Origin of the sequence: Vibrio astriarenae (genome assembly GCF_010587385.1) — a bacterium.
Taxonomy (GTDB): Bacteria; Pseudomonadota; Gammaproteobacteria; order Enterobacterales; family Vibrionaceae; genus Vibrio; species Vibrio astriarenae.
The window spans coordinates 1617319-1639522 of the sequence record NZ_CP047476.1 but is presented as its reverse complement, the minus strand read 5'-3'; the positions used below and the strand labels follow the sequence as shown (position 1 = coordinate 1639522).

Sequence of the window (22204 nt, the reverse complement as noted above, 5' to 3'; positions counted from 1 at the left end):
TAATACAGTTTCTAAAAGCCTTGCTCTTGAGCAAGGCTTTTTTGTATGTGCTTGATATGAAAAACTTGGAGGGTAAATAAGATAGGAGGTTAGACATTAAATGAGCGTGCAAGCGTCGCACCGTCTAAGCTACCCATTCGATTCGCAGCTAACATAGCTCTCGCACAGGACGTAAGCTTATAACCCGATCTAAATTTCGATATCGTGTCACACAAAGCTTGTTTGTAGACCGTACGGTGCTTTATCAAGTTTGAGAGCGTTTGATGCTCTATGGTGAACAACCCCAAATCATTCAGGATCATTTGCTCATCTTCAAACTCTAGATCAGACAGCCATACTCCGACGTGTTCGTCGATCACATAGACCGCTTCTCCAGAGTTTTTCTCTAATTCATACAGCGCTTCCAATGCTCTAATTTCGCGTTCCGATAGCTGCGGCATTACCTCAGTCATCATCATTAACCTACAGAAATGGATAGTGAGAAATTTGACGTATACATGGTGATGTTAGCACAGTCGCAATCTCTGGAATGCCGAAATGCGCCTCCGTTTGCACCGGATTACTCAACTCAATAAATACGTCATCAATGAAATCGGTGAAGATAGCAATCGCTCGACCTTGCGGACGAATCTGCATCACCTGTTCAACCAATCGCTCTTCAACCTTCAGCCAGGTGAGAGAGCAGTCCATATGCTGGATAGCTTCATCACCAAACTCCACTCGCAGGCTCTCTATCTCTGCACTCAAATCGACTTGCCAACGTGGAGGCGCATCGTGATTGTCTGCATCACGGAAGTCGGTGTTAATGTACAAGCTTAATATCTTGTTCTTATGGGTATTATCTAACTTTAAGTAACAACCGAGCACACCCAGAACACTCTTGGTTTCGTTAATCATCATAATTTTTCTCGTTATAACTGGTTTCTAGTTAATTGATATCTAATACATAACTCACGACATTGAAGTAGATCCAAATCCCTGAGATATCGACAATGGAGGCCAGCACGGGGCTAACCAAAACAGCAGGATCAAGTCGCAACGCGCGAGCAAAAATCGGTAGTAACCCACCAACAACGGTTGAGATGGTGACTTGTATGAATAGGGCAATGGCTATCGCTACCGCGATCATCCATATTGAAAATTCACCCACGGATGAAGAATCGGTAAATAGCAGTACTCGCATGATAATCACAGTGGAGAGGATGCTCGCCAACCAAAGGGCAATCTGGCTCTCTTTCCACAGCACTTTGAACCAATCTCTCAAACCAATCTCATTGGTGGCGAGAGACCGCACAACCAAGGTCGCCGCTTGGCTTCCAGTGTTACCACCAGCCGCCGCGATAACCGGCATGTAGACAGCTAATAGAATCAGTTGGCTAATGGTGTCTTCATACTGAGAAATAATCACGCCAGAGACGATACCCAGTAATGCAAGCATCACAATCCACCCAACGCGCTCTTTAACGTGCTCGATCACGGTGGTGGTTAAATAATCATGGTCCGGCTCGGCTTCCGAGTGGATAAATCCCAGTTGATGAGAGAGGTGACTCGCTAAAGAATCTAGGCCTTTCGCCTCAATTTTTTGGATTATCTTCTGAACCTTGGAAATGGGCAGCTCAGATAAAATTTTAACGGACTCTTCGACACAGAGTATTCTCAGTATTCGAATCTTTTCTTCGTCATCGAGACTTATAAATTTCTCGATAAAGTCATTTCTGTTTGCGGAGGAAAAGATTGATAGATCTTCGGTACAAATAGGCTCTTGATTACCCATTGTCTTTTTCCTGATTAACCTGAACGCTCAGCCAGAACCATCAGTTCAACCGTGTTACTAGAAGATAGGCGTTCTGCGCTCTTGATAGAGATACGAGCTATGTGCTGCTCGCATACAACGTTGCCTCCATTCGCTATTAAAAAGCGCTCCCCCATCCATGATGAGAGCGAAGGTTGGTCGCTTACGACCTCAAGAGGCCCCTCGTTGATGCCAGTCTTTCGGCAGCCTCTCGAATTTTTGTCCGACTCTACCTTCCTTGATAGAGCCGAAACGGGTACGGCCTAAACCCATACAGACACTAGACCGAATGTTGATGTGTCTGCCGTTCATGAGCTTTCCTTACACTAGGTAATAAAGCGTAGCGCCCACTCCACCCAGAGAAATTAAACGTTCTGCAGCTTCGCCATGAATGATTTCAATGTCGACATTGTTCGCCATTGACTCCACTAGAATCTGGTTGAATTTCTCAGCCACAATTGGGTAAGGCAAGTAAACACGCTGGGCTTGACCACTGTTTAATGCCTCAATAACCTCTTCACGACCAAAGGCAGTGCGTCCACACACATTACGGCGCGTCACAAGTTCCTGAATTAAGGTAACGTCGCGAACCGCTTCGTATTCACTGGCAATCGCTTGGACAATTCGCTCAATCTCTTTGTTTTCAGCGTTAAATGCAATCGGCTCAATCGTTACCAGCTTTTCAGACACACTGTGGTGAAGGGCATTTTTCACTTGGTTAGCAATTTTCAGGTTGCCACCAAAAATAATGCGGTCAAACTCGCTATTCTCTAGGAAATAAGCACTGATCTCGCTCGCCGCGTGCTTGTATAAGCGCGCTTCTGAATCTAGTTCTCTGCGCTCTGACGCCTGGGTGCGAGACTTCTTGCCACCCGGTCGAAGTGATACGCCCACTTCCATTCCGCTCTCGATAATTTCTTCCGAGCCCAACGTGTTGAGCTTGGCTGAAATAATGCGGTATTCCGTCTCAGAGAACAGAACCACCAAGTACTTGCCGTAACGGTGCAGTTGAGACATCAGGTGCGATAGCTGCGGTAAGCCAAAATACACTTTGTTATCCACTGGAAGAGGCAGATCAACCATGATGCCATCGACAAAATCGGTCAAAATCATCGCTGATTTACCTTTTGCTTCGTGCTCTTTGAATGCTTCCAGCGTACGCTCTTCGATAAACTCCCACGTTAAAGCCGAACCTACCGCTTCTTCTGCTTCACGCTTTTGCGCGTCTGACAGTTGATCAAACTGATTTTTCAACTCAATCATCCAAGCTGGACGTTCACGTTGGTTGTCGCGAACGCTAGGATCAATATTCGCGTACACCGTCATCATATTTGATTTAGTGCTTTGGTGATGTTCAATATACTCTCTTAATGAGCCAAACAAATCTTGAATCGTGTTATTCATAGTAATCTCTATTAAATTAAATTATCTTTAATATGTAGAGCGTCCTTGCCATATTTATGCAATAAAATACTATTTATTTTGTAGGGTGAGGTTCATGTCATCTACGATTAATAGATAGCTTTACCTTTGTTTTTAATTCTTTAAAACAGTTTCTTACCTGAACCATCAATAGTGAGTAAGTACCGTTCTTTTATACGAATACCAGCCTTACCTATTTCTACGGCTCCGCGTTTTTCTAACTCGCGTAAAGATTTCGAAACTGTATTTCTCGACATCCCTAAAAAGCTGGCTAACTGCTCTATGGTTAGAGGAATGTCCTCTAAATGGCTGTAATGGGCTATTGCTTCTAAAATAGCAGCCACCTTGATCACTTTATCTCTTTCTGTACTCGCAAAGTGAATCATGCTCGTATACTGTAGTTTTTTTGATTGCGACCAAAATAGAAACTCCATCATTTCCAACTTGTTATCAATCGTCTCAATAACTTGATTGGGTACGACAAGCACCGTGCAATCGGTTACCGCTTGAAACGTACAAAACGCTTTAGTGGTGTGAAACAACCCTGTCTCAGCATAGATATCACCCGCCCCCACGAGACCAATCATACGCTCTACACCATCATAGTTGCCTCTATTGCCCGTCAGCACGCCCTCAAGGACGAAACCTATTGAATCTAGAGTATCACCTTGCGCAATGATCTCTTCACCTGCTTCAAAAGTTTGGTATTGTGCATTTTCAAATAGGGCGTTTCTCAGCTCTGGTGAAAATTCAAATCGCTTTTGAAACTCTTCATAGCCTTGCATGGTGCCGCCTTAATCTTGAACACTTATCAATAGCTTATTATTCATTACTGTCTTTATAAAGCCCATATGCTCAAGAAAATACCTCAAAATTTTCCACTGAAGTTCGAGTTCAGTAGAAGCAAAAACAGCTCGCGCACTCTCAGTGCATTCACTTTCCCAACCCTGCTTTTAATCTATGCCGAAATTTCAACTATCAGTTAGGCTCTTCCCAACGGCTCACATTGACCCGTCACTAAGGAACGAGAGGAGCTAGCGTTTGGGATATCAGCCATAAAGGTGACGCGCAAACTGTCTAACCATTAGCAGAGTAAGCCAAATGATCTCAAATCTAGACAATTTCGACTTAAACCTTCTTTCTGTTGTTCGTACACTCGTCAAATACAAAAGCACTAAGGCGACAGCGCTTCATTTAGGGATCTCACAAGCCAGTGTCAGTCGCAATGTGAGAAAAATAAACGATGTATTTGGCCAAAATGTTTTCACCCGCAGTGCTCATGGTATGGAGCCTTCAGCGCTTGCTCAAAAACTGGCTAGCGCAGCGGATGAAATGCTCGTTCCTCTTCAGCTCGCACTCGGCGAATTTACCGAATTTGACCCTGCTTCCTACGATAGGTCCATCTCTATCGTTATTGATCCTTTCATTTTAGAGGAACAAGCAGAACGCCTTACAAAAGCGTGCTCTCAAGCGTTTCCTCACTCCAAGCTCATCTTTAGCACTTGGGATGCTCAATCCATTCAAGCAATGAAGCTTGGTGAGTTTGACTATTGTATAACTGACCAAACCGTTTCATTGCCACAAACCATTTATCAAGAGAAGCTCTATGATGAACCTAACGTCATCATCGCTAGGAAACATCACCCAGTGTTGTCTCACGACCATCAACTGGAGGATCTTCTGTCTTTACCTATGGTTTCTATCCCAGCACCAGGGCTTGCATCTGACAATACGGATTATCTCGATCTCTACATTGATAATGGCTTGGAGCCAAACATTGTGTTCGAAACGACGAATCTACGTACTGCTTCTGCTTACCTTTCCTCTTCTGATGCGATTATGTTTGGTAGCCCGGCAACCGCCAAAAACTTCACAGATCTCGATATTTATACGCCTTCAAATATCTCATCTAACAGTAGCTACCAAATATATGGTGGATTCTTACAGTCTAAAAGAAACCACCCCCTGACTCAGTGCATTAACACTATGCTAAAAAATGAATTTAAGGGCAAGGCAATGCTGTTTCAATAACGAATAGCAGTTATTCATTATCAAAACTCATTTTTAGGTAATCTTTATATTGTCGATGCAACGACACAGAGCGTTGCATCTCTTTATTATATATACCTGTAGAGGAAACAATGATTATTGCACGATTCTTTCTCTTACTAGCCATTATTTCTGAAGTAGCTGGCACAAGCTCAATGAATATCGCTGGTCAAAGTGGAAGCCTATTTAATTACGGCCTTATGTATGTACTTATCGCCATCTCTTATTACTTCTTAGCACTGGCTGCAAAAAAAATTGCTATCGGTGTGGCTTATGCCTGCTGGGAAGGGCTGGGAATAGCTCTGATTACCGTCGTCTCCATTTTCTACTTCGGTTCAGATTTAAGCGGTCAAGAGTTATTCGGCCTCGCATTAGTCGTTGCTGGTGTCGTGATGGTAACGCTGGGTGAAGAGCACGAACCAATGCCTTGCCCTTCGAAAGACGAACACATCACGATGAACAAATAGGAGCTAAAAAATGCACCCAATTTTTAATATTTACTTTGCGTTTGTTGTTATTGCGGCTCTTCTAGACATTGTCGCTAACATGTACCTATCAAAGTCAAAAGGCTTTGAAATCAAGAAATACGGTTTCACTGCCATCTTCCTAGTGCTTGGCGCTTTTACACTGCTTGCACAAGCAGTAAAAGGCATTGACCTTGCGGTTGCGTACGCAACTTGGGGAGCCATTGGTATTTTGGGTACGGCACTTGGTGGGTACTTCCTACTAGGTCAGAAGCTTAAGCCTATTGGTTGGGCGGGTATCTTTACCGTTATCGCTGCGGTTGTTGTCCTCAAGTCAGCGTAACCCAACCCTTTTCTATTCAGCCCTAGCTATCCACTAGGGCTTTCTCAAACCCGGAAGCAAAATTATGAGCACAAGTTGGCATACTCTCTCCTGTTCGAGTGTCATCAGTAAACTCAAAGTCGACGTTTCGAAAGGCCTTTCTCCGAAGCAAATTGACGCTAGATACAATTCATTTGGTAAGAATGAAATCACAACCCAAGCCAAAAAATCTGCTTGGGCAATCTATTTCGAGCAGTTTAAGAACCCTCTCGTCTACATCCTACTGGTGGGCAGCATCGTTTCAGGGCTCACCGGACACCTGGTTGATGCGATCGCGATTGCGGTGATCATTCTCATCAACACGGGAATCTCGTTTTGGCAGGAATACAAAGCGAATAAAAGTATGGAAGCACTCCAGCAGATGGCAGCCCCATCGGCTGAGGTTCGCAGAGAAGGTCGCTGGGTCGACATTCCTGCGATTGAACTCGTTCCCGGAGACATTGTAAAAATCAAAACAGGTGACATCTTAGCCGCCGACATGCGCCTACTGGAAACGCACAACTTGTCGATTGATGAAGCAGCGCTAACCGGTGAATCAGAGCCAGTACAAAAAGCGAATACCGTTTTAGAAGATGAAAACATCTCACTGGGAGATCGCACCAACATGGGCTTTATGACCACTCAAGTCACTGGAGGAAACGGAGTTGGTGTCGTCACGTCCATCGGTATGCAAACAGAAGTCGGCCATATTGCAGAAATGCTTGATTCTACCGAAGAAACTCGCTCTCCAATGCAAGTGCGTATGGACACATTGGCGAAAATTCTTCTAATTGCAGGCCTCTCAGTGGTTGCGGTTATCTGTTTGATTGGCTATCGCTATGGCATGGATTGGCTTGATATCCTAACCACTGGTATATCACTTTCAGTGGCTGCCATTCCTGAAGGCCTACCGACGGTTCTTACCATTGTATTGACCATGGGCTCTAACAAGATGGCTAAAAGCAATGCCCTAGCCAAGCACTTGTCCGCAATAGAGACTTTAGGCTCTACAACCGTCATCTGCTCTGACAAAACCGGGACTCTAACCCAAAACCAAATGCAGGTAACCGAAGCCTTTGACGTTAGTGGTAAGTACTGGTGGATCACTGGAAGTGGCTTTGACCCTTCCGGTCGATTTGTTCCTCAAAACGGTGCACAAGACCTACACGAGAATGATGTGATTACCACAGCGCTGGTTGTCAGCACGCTGTGTAATGATGCTGAGCTTTCTAATCATGATGGTAACTGGGCAGTGAATGGCAGCCCAACCAACGGTGCACTGATTGTTGCCGCAAAAAAAGCAGGGATTACCCTTTCAGCATTGACTGAAAAAGTGGGCTATAAAATTGTTCGTAAGCTCCCTTTTGACTCTACGAGAAAGCTGGGTTCTGCCATTGTTCGCGATCCTCTAGGCCGCTACTTTGTCGCATCAGCAGGCGCACCCGATGTGATGCTAACTAAAGCAGCAAAAGGGAGTGTTGATACACAACAATCACTGCCGCTGCTACCGACAAGACATGCTGAAGACCGTAAAGATCATGATAAGACAACCAAGGTTGCTAATGTCTGCTTCAATGGAGTGATAGACAATTTCGCACAACAAGCATTGCGTACTCTTGCTGTCGGTTACCGATTTATTAATGAGAGTGACATCGAGCTTGAAGCAGAAGAGCTAGAGAAACAGCTCACCGTACTGAGTATCTTTGGCATCATGGACCCACCACGTCCTGAAGTGAAAGCAGCCATCCAAGAATGTCACGATGCGGGACTGAAAACGGTAATGATCACAGGTGATCATGCTGCAACGGCCAAAGCCATTGCCAGAAATATTGGCATGATTCGTAATGCTGATGACAAGGTGATCACGGGTGCTGAGCTCGATGAGATGACGGATCACGACTTAGAGAAGATCTGTCCAACCATCGCCGTTTATGCTCGAGTGACGCCAGAGCATAAGCTGAGAATCGTAAAGGCTCAGCAAGCCAACAACGAGGTGGCTGCGATGACCGGTGATGGTGTGAACGATGCTCCTGCACTTCGAGCTGCAGATATCGGTGTGGCAATGGGCATAACCGGAACCTCCGTGGCGAAAGACTCTGGTGACCTGATTCTACTTGATGATGACTTTAGCACCATTGTAAAAGCGGTGCGCCAAGGCCGAAAGATTTACGACAACCTGCGTAAATTTATCCGTCAAGCGCTCACCGCCAACGTGGCGGAAGTGTCTGTGATCCTATTTGCCTTCCTATGCATGGGACCAGAAGTGGTGCTTCCTCTCACACCACTGATGATCTTATGGGTTAACCTGATTTCAGATGGAATTCCAGCACTGGCGTTAGGTATGGAGCCTGAAGAGCGTAACGTGATGCAGCGTAAACCGCGTAAGCGTGATCAAGGCTTCTTCTCAGACGGCCTTGGCATGCAGATCATTATTCGTGGTCTTGCCCTTGGTGGATTGAGCTACTGTGTGTTTAGCTGGATGCTTAGCCACAATCAAACTGCGGAATATGCACAAACGGCGGCCTTTACTGCGCTGATTTTTGGTCAGCTGTGGCACTTATTCGATAGTCGTTCGATGACAACGCTTTATCGAATTGCACCGTTTACTAACCCGTATTTGCTTGCGGCAATCGCTATCTCCACAACGCTTTCTCTTGGTGTTGTGTATACCGAGCTAGGCCAGCTAGTGTTTAACACTCAAGCTCTGAGTACAGAACACTTAATTGGTATTATTATCGGTGCTGCCCTGCCAACGTTTGCTCTTTCTGCAATCAAAGAGCTGACTCGGGTAAAGTTTCTTTAATCCAAAAGCTCCTTTAATCCATTTGTGTAGGGTTCTGTCATATTGAGCCCTACGCTCATTTATTAACGCGTCTACAATTAGAACAACGCGAGTGCTTGTGCTAGACTCGCCTCCCTTTTCTGATTCACCGAGACGATACAGATGAAAATTAAACAAGAGCTACAGAACCTCAACAACCGCATTAACACTTGTCAGCGTAAACTTGACGCGGCAAAGTCTCGCGGTGATCAGGAAATGATTACAAAATTTACCGATGACTTGGATAAACTGACTAAGAAAGCAAGCTCCCTAAAACACAAGATGAGCTACGATATGAACAAAGAGCGCAAGAGTCTGCTCGATATGCCGTTCAAGCGTGAAATCACCAAAGCAGAGCAGGCAGACATGGGTAAACTGAAAAAGTCAGTGCGCGGTCTAGTAGTTGTACACCCAATGACAAAACTTGGTAAAGAGCTACGTCTGGAAGTGATGACAGGATTCGCGCCTAAGAAGTTCTAATGTTCAATTTCATTGCAAATTGATCGAGTTTCAGGACAGGCATTTTGCCTGTCCTTTTAACATCTGTTCCTATAAAAACCAGAGTTCGTAATGACCTTAAACCCAATTGCCCTGCTCCCCACGGGCGTTCGCTACATGCTGCTCTCGGCACTAGGCTTTGCCCTGATGTCTGCCTGCGTTAAATATGTCAGCACCTATGGCATTCCTGTGTTTGAAATCGTGGCGGCAAGAGCCCTAGTTTCACTCATTTTGAGCTACCTAGATGTCAAGCGTAAGCGCATCTCGATTTGGGGTAACAACCGTAAGCTACTACTTGCACGGGGCACCGTCGGCACGATGGCACTGATGTGTGTGTACTACTCAGTCACCACTTTGCCTCTCGCCGAAGCCACTATTTTGCAATACGTTCATCCAGTGTCTACTGCTCTACTCGGTTTGCTGTTCCTCAAAGAGCGTATTCAATTGCCAACGCTCATCTGTATTGGCCTCTGTATTCTTGGCTTATTCGTTATCGTGCAACCCAACATGGCTGGCAACCAGGCCGAAGACTTGCCATTGTTTAGCGTGATGATCGCCCTGTTGGGCGCGATGGGTAGCTCCATTGCTTACATTATTGTTCGCAAGCTTAGCCGCACCGAAGACAGCTCAGTGATTATCTTCTACTTCCCACTGGTTGCTTTACCCACCTCCATCATGCTGACTTGGAATGACTTTGTTATGCCAAGCCTTTATCTCACGTTTATCTTGGTGTTGATTGGAATTTTCACCCAAATCGGGCAATACGGCCTCACCAAAGCGATGCAAACTCAAGCGGCCGGACAAGCCTCCGCGTACTCTTACATCCAAATTGTCTTCTCTGCCCTTATCGGAGTATGGGTATTTAATGAGATTCCATCTATCTGGACTTACATGGGGGGCGGTTTAATTGTCACGGGTGCGTTAATCAACGTATTTGGACGTCAGCTCAAACTCATTAAGTAGGCAAATTAAATAGTGCCTGCCTGGTTGAGCCAACAGGCACTAGTCTCGCTCCCAAACAGGGGGATCACCTATCTTCTCCACCAAGAAGTCGATAAACACTCTCACTTTGCCACTCAAAGCATTGGCTTTTGGGTATACCAACCAGATGTTCGTTTCTTCGTCTACTTCATAGTCTGACAATACCTGCACCAATCTTCCTTGCTTAAGCTCAGCAGCCACACTCCAGAAAGAGTTCATCGATACACCCACACCGTTCAATGTCGCAAGGCGCATGCTCGTCCCGTCATCGCATATCAGCCTGGCACTGCACTCGGTGGGTGGGAAGACACTCTCCTGGGCCGAGTGTGAGGAGCGCATTATTCTCGGCTTTCGTTCTTTAAAACTGATGATATGGTGGTGCTCTAAATCCGCGGGTACAGAGATATGTCCATGACGAGAAAGATAATCTGGGGACGCGCAAAGTATTCTTTTGTCGGTAGCCAGCTTTCTTGCCCGAAGCCCTGAATCATCGACGGTAGAACTCCTTAGTGCTAAATCAATGCCATCTTCAATAATGTTGATCGGTCGGTCTCCCAATCGCATATCAAAATTGATATTAGGGTAGCGCTCGAAAAAAGCGGGTAGCAAAGGCACTACATATAGCTGGGCAAATGTACTGGAAGAGGCGAAACGAATGGTGCCGGCCAGTTGCTGACTTTCCGCGCCAATGACATCCATCACTGTGTCATGTTGAGCTAAGATACTGATTGCATGAGGAAGAAAATACTCCCCTTCAGTTGATAGGGCAACACGTCGAGTAGAGCGGTGGAAGAGGTCAGCCCCCAAATAACTTTCTAGTTTTGCGATACGCGCGCTAGCCATTGCTGGGGCTAACCCTAGTGCTCTACCGGCAGCACTAATATTGAGCGTCTCTGCGACTTTCACGAACAGCTTTAGACTCTCAATATCCATTTACATTGTCTCTTTACACGATTATAGCAACCAGATTCGTACGAGAAAAAGTACGCCAAGATTATATCGATAATGCGAATTCTCTTTTCCAATATAGCCCATACAAGAATTCATGCTCACAACCTAAGTTTATGTGGCACACAACAACAAGGGTCAAGGCCATGGAATACAAAAACTTCACCACATTCAAAGTAGACATCGATAACGGCATTGCTTGGGTTACATTTGACTTCCCTCCGGTCAATGTACAAGGGCAAGAGATGCTGGCTGATTTAAGTAGCCTAGCGTTGAGATTAGAGCGTGATAGAACGGTAAAAGTCGTTGTTTTCCAATCTGCCAACCCTGACATCTGGGTCTGTCACTACGACACTAACCTGCTGCGAGATATGTCAAAACAAGCGGTTTCACGCGACGAAGCGAAGCTGCTAGACCTTCAAGCGGTGTTAGAACGTATCAGTAAACTGCCTCAAGCGACAATTGCAAAACTCGAAGGTTATGCCCGAGGTGGTGGTCACGAGTTTGCCCTTGCCTGTGATATGCGCTTTGCAGCGCGAGGAAAATACAAATTCATGCAGATGGAAGTGGCAATGGGCATCTTGCCTTGCGGCGGCGGTGCTTCGCGAATGGCTCGTCAAGCTGGTCTTGGCCGCGCTTTGGAGATCATCCTAAGTGCTCGTGACTTTGACGCTGATGAAGCCGAAGCCTATGGCACCATCAACAAAGCATTAGAGCCAGATGAAATCGGAGAATATGTAGAGAACCTTGCACGCCGCATCGCTCAGTTCCCAGCAGAATCAATTAATGCCTGTAAACAGACGGTGTATGAGTCCATTGATAAGCCGATCGAAGAGGCACTAAAAGCCGAAGCCTACTGGTTATACCAAGCCACCAGCCAAACATCTGCCATTACACGTTTTACTTGGGCTGATGAGCAAGGGGCACAGTTCGACCTAAACAATCAACATAATTGGGAAAAACTGGTCATCGACATTCAAAACGTCAACGATGAGTAAATGATTATTTTGCCCCAAAACAACAAACCGCAGTCATCACTGCGGTTTTTACTCTATGTACAGCATTCTAGCTCATGATCTTCAAGGCTAAATAAGGAACCACATTAAACACTAAGGTCACTATCTTATAGTGACTCAAATAGCGAAAGTAGGCGACATTTAGCTCCTTCTCACTAAGTGCAGAAACTCGGCTATGAAAAGAGGCGATTTGCGGCCGCAACATTGACATCAAGACACTCGATAGCGCTAACAGACCCAAATTCAGCACTGTACACCAGCCTAAAAACTCAGTTAGCACGTTAATTTCCAACATATCGCTCTCCTAAGAAATACTTCCAACTACCCTATCACGGTCAGTCATAGGGACCTTAACTAAGATCAACAACATCATCGCAAGGTCATTTAATGACAAAGAGCTCAACTAAAGTGTTTCTAAATATAAACACAAAGCAACTCTGAAACGTCATTCAACAAATAATAACCATAAATATCAGAAGCTTAATTACAAAAAACTCACACCACATACATAAGCCGGACTGATGGGTTTTACACTTATTATTGCCCCCTGTTTGTATTAAGATTGCGCCACTTTTTTATACAATTTTTTCTGCAGACATGAAGTACATCGTTCAATTAATCCTGCTAATGGGTCTCTCATTTAGCGCAGTGGCAAATCAACAAATCGGCGTGGGCGTGGGCTTCCACTTCGGTGAAAAAGAGATTGATCAGCAATGGGAAGATGATATGCGCCTACACGGCAGTATCATGTACAACCAACCGGGTAAGCTATACACAAAAGCCGCATCCGACTTCAAGAACTACCATACCGCCTCTGCGGGTTTCAGTATTCCAGTTCAGCCGTTTGAACACGGCAATGCTAGCATTGGTATCGGCGCAGGTGTACTTGACTACAAATACAGTGACGATAGCTGGGTTGTCTCACTGATGTTCGCTTCAAACTTGGTTTATCACAACCTTGGGCAAGGTGCGACAATTGATTTCAACAGTGACATGATCGCGCTCAACTACTTTATCTCATTTATTCAGTAACACACGCTATTGATGCACACACAAAAAAGGAGTCTCGAAGACTCCTTATTCATATCGCTCTCTTACATAACTAGCTAATTTTAAAGTGAGACAGCTGTACTCTAAGCGCCTCAGCAATACTCACCATCTCTTGCGTCTGTTCTGCCAGACTGTGGGTTGCTTGACTGATTTCTGCCGCTGATAAATGAATCGTTGAGACATTCTCACTCATCTCATTCGCAACACCACCCTGTTGCTCAGCTGCCGCGGCAATTTGCGCCACCATGCTGCTGGCATGATTCATTTCACCTAACATTGAATCGAGCGTCGATTTCGTCTCGTTTGCTACCTGTGCAGTTGCATCGATATTTTGATTGTTGCCTTCCATTACAGTAAGTACTTTATCGGCATTTTCATACAACGCATTGATCGTAGTTTGCACTTCGTTGGTCGATGTTTGCGTACGACTGGCTAGGTTTCTCACCTCGTCAGCAACCACGGCAAAACCACGGCCTTGTTCACCAGCCCTTGCAGCCTCAATGGCAGCATTAAGTGCTAACAGGTTCGTTTGCTCTGATACTTCTTGTATGACCTGAACCACCGCACCAATGTTGTCGACACCCTTTTTCAGGTCTGCCATCAATGCTGAAGTGCCTTCAATCGAAGACGCGATTTGATTCACAGCGCCCAGTGTTGAGTTCATGCTTTCGCTGCCTGCAACCGCTTGTTCTGACACTTGATTGGTTCTTTCTGACGTGTGCTCCGCATTACTTGCTACGTCTTTGATTGTGCTCGACATTTCAGTCATTGCAGTTGAAAGCTGTTCTAGCTGTAGGTTTTGAGAACGAATACTGGTGGAGGTCTCTTCACTCGTTGAAGCAATCGTCTCAGACAAGGCGCTGGCTTTCTCTGCTGTCTGCAGTGACAAACTCAACGTCTCTTTCATTGTCGCTTGCATGTCATCTAACCCCTTCGCCAACTCGCCTATCTCATCTTGGCGTTTGAGTCTGATTGACTGGGTAAGATCACCGCCTGCAATACGCTTGAGCATACCAAGCAGCTCTTCAATCGGTTTAACAATGCTGTTGCCAATCACTGTGCTCGCGGCAAACAGCAAGCCCACCATAGTGACAGATAAAGCAATTTGAATCTGAATATTTCGAACGAAGGCCTGTTCGATATCGGAGACAAATAAACCTGACCCAATAATCCAATCCCACTCACGAATATAGCTCACATATGAGATTTTATCGTGCAGCTCACCTTGCGGTGATAACCATGTATAGTCCAAACCACCTTTGCCCGTTGTGCGAGCAATTTGCGACATCTCTTGCCAGTGGTAATGACCCGCACCATCGCGAACGTTAGTCATATTATTACCAACAGAGGTTGGGCGCAGTGGATGCATCACCAGCGTATTACGGGTGTCGGTAATCCAATAATAGTTGTTATCTTCATAGCGCAGTGCCGCCAAACTGTCTAAAGCTTGCTGTTTCGCCTCTTCAACCGACAGATCACTTCTGCCTTTGTAAAAGTTAACCAAAGACACTGCGGTTTCTATTTGGTGCTCCAGCTTCTCCATCCGCTCTTGCAACTGCTGTTCTTTTTGTATGAACAGATTAAAAATACTCATTCCGATAATAAGGGTGGCAGCAGCCAAAACCATAAATAGCAACTTGTGCTTTATGGAGACGTTTTTTAATTTCATTCTTATTCTCTTATTGTTCGACTCAAACCCGTACATTTTGTATTGCAATGTATTTCATTAGTAGTGCCAACCGCTAACTTTACTGATATTGACCAGCTCAATATGTAACTAGGTGTAACGACTTACGGAACTCTTGCCTTAACTATGAAAACGTTTCCGTATAAAAAAGTAGCTTTTGTGAGCGTTCACACAGTCCAGCTTTGCAACTTCAGACATAACACCTGTTTTCGCTCCAAGTGAACGCGGTAAGGTATGACTAATATAAATGAAATGGCATTTCGTGATGCCGAATAAATAGAGAGTTGTCATGTCAGTTCAATCTAGCCCAAATATTCGCTGGGGAATCATCGGTCCCGGGCGCATTGCTCATCGTTTTGCCGATGCGTTTTCTGCTGTTGAAGATGGCGAGCTTTATGCGGTTGCAAGCCGAAATGAAAATAGACTGCACGAGTTTGCTGATCAGTTTTCTATAAACAAGCGATACTCAGATTATCAAGCCATTCTCGCGGACAAAAATGTTGATGCGATCTACATCGCAACGCCGCATCGCTTTCACTTTGATTTAGCCAAACAAGCATTAGAGTCAGGTAAAGCGGTACTTTGCGAAAAGCCTCTCACCGTAACTAGCGCCCAGAGCCAAGCACTGTTCGAGCTGGCAAATAAGAACCAAGTGTTCTTAATGGAAGCTCTGTGGTCACGCTTTTTGCCTGCTTGGCAACAAATCAAGCAGTGGCTTGCAGAAGGTGCGATTGGCGATGTGGTGTCCATGCACTCCACATTCGGCTTTAAAGCAGAGCGAAACAATGACGACCGCCTCTTTAACTTAGACCTTGCTGGCGGCGCACTACTCGACACCGGTGTGTATAACATTGCGATGTCTGACTTTGTTATGGGCACAGCACCAGACACGATTGTTTCCGATGTGCTTGTCGGAGAAACGGGCGTCGATGAGCGCAGCAACGTGACGTTAAGCTTTGGTGATGTTGTCAGTGAATTTACTTGCTCATTCCTTGAACCCCTGCCTAATGAGTTCAAAATCGTTGGTTCGAAAGGCTCTATTGTTGCGGAAAGCAATTTCTGGGAAGCCAACAGTGTGCAGCTATTTAATCAAGATGGCACTGAGCAGTGGTTCTCCTTCCCATACCTGAGCAATGGCTTTGAGTATCAAGTATTAGAGGTAAATCGTTGTCTGCGTGAGGGGAAGTTGAGCAGTGACAATGTCTCCCCAGAGTTCACCATCAGAAACATGGCGGTGATGGATGCCATTCTTGCTCAAGCTGGGGTGAAATACCCTTTTCTTGAAGAGTTCTGCGTATGATTGAGTTAGATAGTCTCAAGCCCAAATACCACCAAAAGATATTAGAGATATCTTTAACCACGGAGCAGACTCAATTTTCCACCTCACCTATCGCTTTTCTCGCCGATAAAACCATCGGTATTGATCATCATGTGATTAAAATTGCGAATGACGTGGTGGGTTTTTTCAAACTCGACCGCTACTTTGCTGAGCAGAATGACTTTGTCCCTGTGCGATCGCTAGGGCTGAAAACCTTTGTGATCGATCCCGCATTTCAAGGTCAGGGTATCGGCCAACGAGCCGTTAACGCCCTGCCGGCATATATCAAGAAACACTACCCTAAATTCAACACGATTTATCTTACCGTGAATTGTAAAAATGAAGCTGCCAAACACTGCTACATAAAGGGAGGCTTTATCGACTCTGGAGAGCTCTATTACGGCGGGCCTGTTGGACCTCAGCATATTCTCTATCAGGATTTGAGTAGTAGTAGGTTCTGATTCATGGATGTAGTGCGGCCTGTGCACCACTGCATCCTATCTAGTGCCTAAGTTCATCACTCCCCGATGGGCCAACTCAGTGCGTTGCACCAAAACCACCAACTGACCGCACCATTATGGTGAGTCTTTTTTATATTCCTACCTCCTCACTCCATTTTTGTACCCATTTCACATGGCGTGCATCTTGCTAAGTTACTGCTAAATATAGAGTAAAGGGAATGATCTTATGAATTTGAGCCATCAGGAGAGACATTGGCTAAAGTGGTTTGGTAGTACCGGAAAGCTGGCGATGCGCAAGGCTTGCTTTCTCAATCGGAGTCGCACTAAAGAACTAGAACAGACCTTTGATAGCATTGCCCATACTCGAGTACAGCTACTGAAAACTTGGGTCAGCAACCAATGGCACTTTCTTGAGGATGCGGCGCTGTATGTGGCGAGTCGTGACAACCAGCAAACCAATATGACCCTCGATCAGTTACTCAAACGCGGTCAGGATTTTTCTGAACTACTGGTTGTTGATAGCGATGGCATCACCACACATTCCTCTTATTCGCCTCACATTGGGCAGCGTGTGATTGACGATAAAGCGTTTAAGAGCGGTCTGAGCGAGCGTTACTTACACGGGCCATTTGTCGACAAGCGCAGTTTAAATATTGGGCCTTCGAGCTCTTCTTTTCACGACGAAGTGACACTCATGTTCTATGTGCCCTTCACCAATAAAGAGGGCAATAGTGGCTGTCTCATTGGCCGAATCCCCAATGACGTGATTGGTGATCTTATTCAACGCGAGGCTGGTCATATTTATAGCGAGTCTGGTGACAACTATCTGTTTATGGTGAACTCCATTCATGACCCTTCAATTCAACCTGGTATCGCCCTTTCTCGTTCACGATTTGAAGATAATACCTTCTCTCACGGAGAGAACTTAAAGCAAGGAGTGAGCACTGATTGGGGAAGCGTGCGTATTCAACGTCACACTGAGTTTGAAATTCGCTTTACTGATCCGGCAACCAACGAGCTTCATCCTGGCGTTAGAGAGACCATCAAAAATGGCAGTAACTTATTTGTTGAATATCCAGGATATTCAGACTACCGCCATATTCCCGTGATCGGCAAAGGCCTAACGTTCCAGCTTGATGGCTCACCAGATACTTTTGGTATGATGTGTGAATCAGACCTTGAGGAGGTTTATCGCGACCGAAGCCTTAGCTTTAAACTATCCACGCACTTCCTCACTAGCATGGTCATGACGCTCTTTTTGCCACTCCTTTTGACTCACTGGTTAGGGCTAGGCTTGGCTGCGCAAGGAGCGATAATGTTCGCTTGCATGTTGCTTAGTTTTGGGTTGTTCCGCACATTCTCCGCAAAACCTCTCGCTAACAAAGTGCATCAAATGACAATGGTGATACAAACACTTGCCGAGGGTGACGGTAACTTACGACAGAGACTAGACCCAACCACCTTTAGCAGCGATGAACTAGGAAACTTAGGGCGTTGGACCAATAGTTTTATCGATAATCTCGACGGTATTATCAGCGAGCTCGTTCATGCCAGTAATGAGGTTAAGCAGGTATCAGAGTCAATGTTCCGTCGCAGCCAAGCGATGCGCAGTGCGAGTGAGGAAGCCTCCGCTTCTCTGAACAACATGGTGGAGCTAAGCCAGTATCAACAAGACGAAATCACCAATGCAAACGTCTCTGCCACCCAAATGGATGTCGTGATGAAAGAGGCGGTTGAGAGCGCAGAACAAGAGTATGAGCAAGCGGCAAGGGGGATGGAAACGGTTCGTAGTATCGTGGAAGAGTCTGCCAGCAGCGTTAATCAAGTCAACAGCGATATGGATAAAGTCTCTGGCATTATCGACATCATCACTGACATCACAGCTCAAACCAACCTGCTCGCGCTCAATGCAGCAATCGAAGCCGCTCGAGCGGGTGAGCATGGTCGAGGATTTTCGGTGGTGGCTTCGGAAGTGCGCACTCTCGCCGACCGAACCTCTGAAGCAGCCAACCACATTGGCAGTATCATGAAGGAGCTTAACGCTAAATCACGCCAAGCGGTTATTTCTATGGAGCAAGGGGTAGAAAACGTGAGTAACGGTAACCTAATGGTGAATTCAGGTGAACGCAGCGAGCAGATGCACGCCGCCGTCTCTGATCTCTTCCACACGATTTCTAAACTCGATCAAAACAGTGCTCAAAATGGTGAAACCGCGGATAAAGCCCAGCGTTCGGTGCAAGATCTGCAAGGCTCGACCCAACAGCTGGAACGCCGAGTGACTTTGATGAGTAATGCGCTCGAAAGACTCGAGCAATTAGTAGGACGATTTGAGGTCAGCAAACACAGCGCTTAGGCTTGTGTTAACTGAGTTCCACTCACAAAAATAGCCTGTGATATACAGGCTATTTTTGTGTAAAGCGGGATTAGCGCGCTAACCAACCGCCATCAACGGCTATCGTATGACCATGCATATAATTGGACGCTGCTGAGGCTAAGAAGACACAGCTGCCCGCTAAATCCTCTGGTGTCCCCCAACGACCTGCGGGAATGCGGCCAACAATCTCTCTATTTCGTTGCTCATCTTCACGCAAAGCCTGCGTGTTATTGGTGGCCATGTAACCAGGCGCAATACCATTGACATTGATTCCATATTGAGCCCACTCATTGGCCATCAAACGCGTCAGTCCTAGCAAGCCGCTTTTCGATGCGGTGTAAGAAGAGACACGAATACCACCTTGATAAGACAACATTGAAGCGATATTAATAATTTTACCGCCGTCTCCCTGAGCAATAAACTGTTTCGCAACGGCTTGTGATAAAAAGAAAACCGACTTCGCATTGGTATCCATCACATCATCCCAATCCTGCTCAGTGAACTCAAGCGCCTCATTACGACGAATGATACCGGCATTGTTAACGAGAATGTCGATACGACCCGCCTGCTCTAGCGCTTGCTTCACCACCTCATTCACGCAATGGCTATCACTCAGATCGGCTTTCACATTGAAAAAACGTTGTCCAGATTGCTCAACTAATACTTGTGTTTCTGTCGGTTCAGATCGGTTTACACCAACAATATCACAACCAGCTTGGGCAAGACCTACTGCCATTCCTTGGCCTAGGCCAGTATTACATCCCGTAACAATGGCTACTTTTCCTTGCAGATTGAACGCATCAAGAATCATCTTTATCTTCCGAAATTAACGCACAGTGAAAACTGCTACTATGTTGGCAGAATTAATTTTGTATGACAAATCTTAACGCTCAGCAATAGTTACAAAAAAGCCAGCATTGCTAGCTTTTTTGTAACATATTCAATCCAATTTCGATCGCTACAATAACGTCACTTCACAGGTCGAGAAACAATAGCGCCAGCGTTGTGCTTCACCATGGCTCTCAATCGTAAACCATACGTTGCAGTCATCCCAACTCACGGCTTTAAGCTCTGCACTTTGCAACTCAGACAAATCATGAAGTACGACCGTCTTTAGCTCAGACTGTTTTGAACGAATCAAGGTATAAGCCAAGTCTGAGGTTGCTGGATTATCTGGCGCATACCCAGTCAACACATCCACATCACCATCAGTGATCACATGCTGGTGATAGTCCGCTTGCCCTTCAATCTTATAGCCTTGTGTAAAACTACGCTGAGCATCAACTAAGTGTGTCTCTTTCATGCGAGCTAAAGCACCTTTAAGAGGATTATCAATGGCAACACGCCATTCATGATCTTTATGCTTGCCACGGACATGATAAGTCAAATCCAACTGCTGTTGGTGAGGGTTACCAATCACATTAAGCTCAAGTGCTAAATCGCCAAGCCACAACATAGTTCGACGGAACGTAACCTCTTTGTAAGCAGCAGAATCCCACTGAACAATGGTGTGGCTATCGACCGATGCTTCAGGTTGCGTCCAATCAGCGAGTGTATCCACCAAGGTAAAACTGTCTCCTTGTTGATAACTCAACAACGTTGGATCGATCGGTGATTGGTTTTGCTGGTTCACAACCAAGGTATTATGTGTCGCGGTATTCTTGTAGTAGCCGTAATGCAGCTCGGCACCGTAGCCTGTCGTACCCAAATCAGGCAGGATCTCTTGGCCACCACGAGTTAAAATAAGCCCTAGGCGATCATAATGATCGTGCTCACCACCATATGGGGCGTGTTTAAGCAGCATGGCATTATTGCGAGCCTTGTCGAGCTCAATCGTGATACCCACTTCTGGGCAATGGGTTGACTGGCATTTAAGTGGCTGTGCATGAGGCAACTCATCGACACCATAAAGCAGCGCATCGATATTGTCTCGACTGATATTCTGATAAATGCTTGCTAGCGCGCTTGCAAACTCATCACAAGGATGCTGCTTGTAGGCGAACTCGAACAGATGTGCATGAGTCAGCTTCTCTTGTCCCGCAATGCAGTCATTCAAGCGTGGGAAATCTCCTGTGTTAAGTACCAGCTGTAGCGGGTACTTCATCATCTTCAGATAATTAGGATTCGATGCCACTGAGTATGGCGTGTTACACGCCATTTTTTCGAAATTTTGTAACGCTTGCAGTGCGTAGTAGTGGTAATGAATTGAACCCTCAAACCACATGCCATCACCGATTGCACCATGGTTAAGTTGGTAGTGAATACCGTAATCTGTGTTTAGGGCAAAATCTAAATACTGCTGCTCATCCAAAATCAAACCGATCACACCGATAGTCGCATTGATCTTCATTTCATGGTTATGCAGCTGGTCGGTACGATGTTCAATTAGGAAATCTGCCCCTTCACGCAACAGACGCACCTCGATTTTTTCTTGCTCTTTTGGTGTGAGTGCTGATTTGATGAAATCGTAGCCACGAGCGAGATCGATATGGCAATTGGCCTCACACAGCGTCTGAGCATTGGCTTTACCCGGGCCATTGTAAGGAATGCCGCCATGCACTTCATAATCAGGGTAGTAAGTGGCGTAAGCTAACAGGATCTCACGAACTTTTTCGAGATAAACAGGTTCATCCGTCAAGTGCCACAGCAGACCAAGGTCATAACACGCTTTTGCATTAAGACCATTCAACCAGCGCCACCAAGCACCGTCATACGGCTCTCCAGTAAACTCTTTACCATCAACCGGGCAGCAATGAGATTCTGGTTTGTTTCTATCCCAAGTCAAACGCACGCCGTGCTCTGGGCAGAAGTAATAAAGGTTCCACGTCGCTCGCCCATCAACAGGAACCAGCACGTCGTTGTTTAGGACAACTTCATTATTCTTTATCAGTGCTTCAATGGTTGAGCGGCTTGCTTTTTGTTTAATCGCCGCCATTTCTTGGGCTGTAAACTGTAACATCTT

General features: G+C 45.7%; 21 protein-coding genes. 11 read left to right on the top strand and 10 right to left on the bottom strand.

The window, feature by feature from the left end:
- Positions 1–89: 89 nt before the first annotated feature.
- The 5 genes from GT360_RS21620 to GT360_RS21600 all read right to left on the bottom strand — a co-directional run bounded on the left by GT360_RS21620 (position 90) and on the right by GT360_RS21600 (position 3999).
- Positions 90–458 (bottom strand): hypothetical protein, encoded by a 369-nt coding sequence (locus GT360_RS21620; protein ID WP_164651081.1) that lies wholly within the window; start codon positions 456–458, stop codon positions 90–92.
- A 4-nt stretch (positions 459–462) separates the two neighbouring features.
- A complete protein-coding gene (locus GT360_RS21615) occupies positions 463–900 on the bottom strand; it encodes a hypothetical protein (protein WP_164651080.1) in 438 nt (145 codons plus the stop codon).
- Between the two features lie 28 nt (positions 901–928).
- Positions 929–1774, bottom strand: coding sequence for a magnesium transporter (locus tag GT360_RS21610; RefSeq protein WP_164651079.1), 846 nt, complete (start codon positions 1772–1774; stop codon positions 929–931).
- A 339-nt stretch (positions 1775–2113) separates the two neighbouring features.
- Positions 2114–3196: a baeRF10 domain-containing protein gene (locus tag GT360_RS21605; RefSeq protein WP_164651078.1), complete on the bottom strand. Its 1083-nt coding sequence runs from the start codon at positions 3194–3196 to the stop codon at positions 2114–2116.
- A 140-nt stretch (positions 3197–3336) separates the two neighbouring features.
- Positions 3337–3999 carry a Crp/Fnr family transcriptional regulator gene (locus tag GT360_RS21600; RefSeq protein ID WP_164651077.1) on the bottom strand — a complete coding sequence of 221 codons (663 nt, stop codon included), beginning with the start codon at positions 3997–3999 and terminating at the stop codon, positions 3337–3339.
- Positions 4000–4315: 316 nt separating this feature from the next.
- On the opposite strand from GT360_RS21600, the gene GT360_RS21595 reads away from it, so the two are divergent.
- From GT360_RS21595 to GT360_RS21570, 6 genes are all read left to right on the top strand, one after another.
- Complete coding sequence (locus GT360_RS21595) at positions 4316–5245, top strand: LysR family transcriptional regulator (protein WP_164651076.1); 930 nt, start codon at positions 4316–4318, stop codon at positions 5243–5245.
- Between the two features lie 110 nt (positions 5246–5355).
- Positions 5356–5730: an SMR family transporter gene (locus GT360_RS21590; protein WP_164651075.1), complete on the top strand. Its 375-nt coding sequence runs from the start codon at positions 5356–5358 to the stop codon at positions 5728–5730.
- A 10-nt stretch (positions 5731–5740) separates the two neighbouring features.
- Entirely contained in the window at positions 5741–6070 is a 330-nt protein-coding gene (locus GT360_RS21585; protein WP_164651074.1) for an SMR family transporter, read from the top strand.
- A gap of 64 nt (positions 6071–6134) precedes the next feature.
- Positions 6135–8891 carry a cation-translocating P-type ATPase gene (locus GT360_RS21580; RefSeq protein WP_164651072.1) on the top strand — a complete coding sequence of 919 codons (2757 nt, stop codon included), beginning with the start codon at positions 6135–6137 and terminating at the stop codon, positions 8889–8891.
- Between the two features lie 141 nt (positions 8892–9032).
- Entirely contained in the window at positions 9033–9389 is a 357-nt protein-coding gene (locus tag GT360_RS21575; protein ID WP_164651070.1) for a YibL family ribosome-associated protein, read from the top strand.
- 90 nt (positions 9390–9479) lie between these two features.
- Positions 9480–10370, top strand: coding sequence for a DMT family transporter (locus tag GT360_RS21570; protein WP_239502666.1), 891 nt, complete (start codon positions 9480–9482; stop codon positions 10368–10370).
- 39 nt (positions 10371–10409) lie between these two features.
- Here GT360_RS21570 and GT360_RS21565 read toward each other — a convergent pair whose 3' ends face one another.
- Positions 10410–11321: a LysR family transcriptional regulator gene (locus GT360_RS21565; RefSeq protein ID WP_164651069.1), complete on the bottom strand. Its 912-nt coding sequence runs from the start codon at positions 11319–11321 to the stop codon at positions 10410–10412.
- Between the two features lie 161 nt (positions 11322–11482).
- On the opposite strand from GT360_RS21565, the gene GT360_RS21560 reads away from it, so the two are divergent.
- Positions 11483–12334, top strand: coding sequence for an enoyl-CoA hydratase/isomerase family protein (locus tag GT360_RS21560; protein WP_164651066.1), 852 nt, complete (start codon positions 11483–11485; stop codon positions 12332–12334).
- Between the two features lie 67 nt (positions 12335–12401).
- On the opposite strand, the gene GT360_RS21555 is transcribed toward GT360_RS21560, so the two are convergent.
- Complete coding sequence (locus GT360_RS21555; RefSeq protein ID WP_239502665.1) at positions 12402–12647, bottom strand: DUF6868 family protein; 246 nt, start codon at positions 12645–12647, stop codon at positions 12402–12404.
- 302 nt (positions 12648–12949) lie between these two features.
- On the opposite strand from GT360_RS21555, the gene GT360_RS21550 reads away from it, so the two are divergent.
- Entirely contained in the window at positions 12950–13384 is a 435-nt protein-coding gene (locus GT360_RS21550) for a hypothetical protein (protein WP_164651065.1), read from the top strand.
- Between the two features lie 70 nt (positions 13385–13454).
- Here the strand turns inward: GT360_RS21550 and GT360_RS21545 are convergent, their stop codons facing one another.
- On the bottom strand, positions 13455–15071 hold the full coding sequence (locus GT360_RS21545; protein WP_164651063.1) for a methyl-accepting chemotaxis protein: 1617 nt from the start codon (positions 15069–15071) through the stop codon (positions 13455–13457).
- Positions 15072–15378: 307 nt separating this feature from the next.
- On the opposite strand from GT360_RS21545, the gene GT360_RS21540 reads away from it, so the two are divergent.
- The 3 genes from GT360_RS21540 (at position 15379) to GT360_RS21530 (ending at position 19221) form a co-directional block, all read left to right on the top strand.
- Complete coding sequence (locus GT360_RS21540) at positions 15379–16389, top strand: Gfo/Idh/MocA family protein (protein ID WP_164651060.1); 1011 nt, start codon at positions 15379–15381, stop codon at positions 16387–16389.
- On the top strand, positions 16386–16868 hold the full coding sequence (locus GT360_RS21535; RefSeq protein WP_164651058.1) for a GNAT family N-acetyltransferase: 483 nt from the start codon (positions 16386–16388) through the stop codon (positions 16866–16868). The genes GT360_RS21540 and GT360_RS21535 overlap by 4 nt, the downstream gene beginning before the upstream one ends.
- Before the next feature lie 226 nt (positions 16869–17094).
- A complete protein-coding gene (locus tag GT360_RS21530) occupies positions 17095–19221 on the top strand; it encodes a methyl-accepting chemotaxis protein (RefSeq protein ID WP_164651056.1) in 2127 nt (708 codons plus the stop codon).
- A 70-nt stretch (positions 19222–19291) separates the two neighbouring features.
- Here GT360_RS21530 and kduD read toward each other — a convergent pair whose 3' ends face one another.
- Complete coding sequence (gene kduD / locus GT360_RS21525; protein WP_164651054.1) at positions 19292–20053, bottom strand: 2-dehydro-3-deoxy-D-gluconate 5-dehydrogenase KduD; 762 nt, start codon at positions 20051–20053, stop codon at positions 19292–19294.
- A gap of 147 nt (positions 20054–20200) precedes the next feature.
- The gene (locus tag GT360_RS21520) at positions 20201–22201 is read right to left on the bottom strand and encodes a heparinase II/III domain-containing protein (protein WP_164651053.1); all 2001 of its coding nucleotides are present in this window, start codon (positions 22199–22201) and stop codon (positions 20201–20203) included.
- Positions 22202–22204 lie beyond the last annotated feature (3 nt).